The organism is Rhizobacter sp. P1_G5 (assembly GCF_056405435.1).
Map to the genome: position 1 here is coordinate 1 of NZ_JBFUCB010000932.1, position 1,634 is coordinate 1,634.

The 1,634-nt window shown below is 69.7% G+C and carries 2 protein-coding genes and 1 pseudogene; all 3 read left to right on the plus strand.

Features of this window, described 5'->3' with window-relative positions; translation table 11 throughout:
- A pseudogene (locus AC1D12_RS32865) lies at window positions 1-194 on the plus strand (SAM-dependent methyltransferase); the annotation flags it as partial.
- 2 nt (window positions 195-196) lie between these two features.
- Window positions 197-1,360 carry a DegT/DnrJ/EryC1/StrS family aminotransferase gene (locus tag AC1D12_RS32870; protein WP_477845312.1) on the plus strand — a complete coding sequence of 388 codons (1,164 nt, stop codon included), beginning with the start codon at window positions 197-199 and terminating at the stop codon, window positions 1,358-1,360.
- A gap of 7 nt (window positions 1,361-1,367) precedes the next feature.
- A partial coding sequence (locus AC1D12_RS32875; protein ID WP_477845313.1) for a sugar transferase occupies window positions 1,368-1,634 on the plus strand: 267 nt, incomplete at its 3' end.

The following is a 1,634-nucleotide window of genomic DNA, read 5'->3' on the forward strand; positions in this document are numbered from 1 at the left end:
ACCCGGACGTGCGCGGCGTGCCGCTCGCGCGGCTGAAGGCCTTGTTCCCGCAAGGGCGCATCGACCGGCGCCGCGTGACGCTTGCGCCGCCGATCGCGCGTGCAGTCGCACCGGTGCACCCCGCGCTCTACACTCTCTTCAACACCTTGCCGGCGCTGCGCACCCACGTGCTCGCCTGGATTGCCAAGCCTTGACCATGTCTGCCACCTTGCCGTTCCTCCCCTTCGCGCTGCCCGAGATCGGCGACGAAGAAATCGCCGAAGTCGTCGACACGCTGAAATCCGGCTGGGTCACGACCGGCCCGAAGACCCGGCGCTTCGAGGAAGACTTCACCGCCTTCCTCGGCGACCCGGGCCTGCACTCGATGGCCGTCAACTCGGCGACCGCCGGCCTGCACCTCGCGCTCGAGGCGCTGGGCATCGGCCCGGGCGACGAGGTGATCACGACCACGCACACCTTCACCGCCACCGCCGAGGTCGTGCGCTACCTCGGCGCCGATGTCGTGCTGGTCGACATCGACCCGGCCACGCTGTGCATCGACGTGGCCGCGGTGGAGGCCGCGATCACGCCGCGCACCAAGGCCGTCATCCCGGTGCACTACGCCGGCCTGGCCGCCGACATGCCGGCGCTGCTGGCCGTCGCGAAGCGGCATGGCCTGAAGGTGGTCGAGGATGCGGCGCATGCGCTGCCCACCACCGTCGGCGGGCAACTCGTGGGCACGCTCGATTCCGACGTCACGGTGTTCAGTTTCTACGCCAACAAGACCATCACCACCGGCGAGGGCGGCATGGTCGTCACGCGCGATCCGGAGCTCGCGAAGCGCATCAAGGTGATGCGCCTGCACGGCATGAGCCGCGATGCGTTCGATCGCTTCACGGCCAAGGTGCCGAGCTGGTACTACGAGATCGTCGCGCCGGGCTTCAAGTACAACCTGACCGACATCGCGTCGGCGCTGGGGATCCACCAGCTGAAGCGGGCGCGCGACTTCCGCCGCCGCCGCGCCGAGATCGCGGCGCTCTACCACGCCGGCTTGGCGGGCCTGCCGTTGCGRCTCCCACCCGATGCGCAGGCCGGCGACGCCCACGCCTGGCACCTGTACGTGGTGCAGCTCGCCGACGGCGCGCGCATCGGCCGCGACGCGCTGATCGAGCGCCTGTACGCCGCCGGCATCGGCTGCAGCGTGCACTACATCCCGCTGCACTTGCAGCCGTACTGGCGCGACCGCTACCAGCTGTCCGCAGCGCAGTTCCCGCACAGCCAGAAGGCATTCGAGACCCTGGTCAGCCTGCCGATCTACACGCGAATGAACGATGCCGATGTCCAGCGGGTGGTGGATGCGGTGCATGCCGCGCTGAGCTGACAAGGTCGTGCTGAAGCGGACCATCGACATCGCGGCGTCGGCGCTGGGGCTGGCGCTTCTCGCGCCGGCCTTCGCGGTGATGGCGTTGCTGATCAAGCTCGATTCGCCGGGGCCGGTGTTCTTCCGGCAGGTGCGCGTCGGCCGGTTCGGCCGGCCGTTCCGCATCTTCAAGTTCCGCACGATGACCGTCGCCCCGCCGTCAGGCGCCGGTCCCGAGTTGACGGTGGCGGGCGATGCGCGCATCACCCGCGTCGGCCAGGTGCTGCGCAAGTAC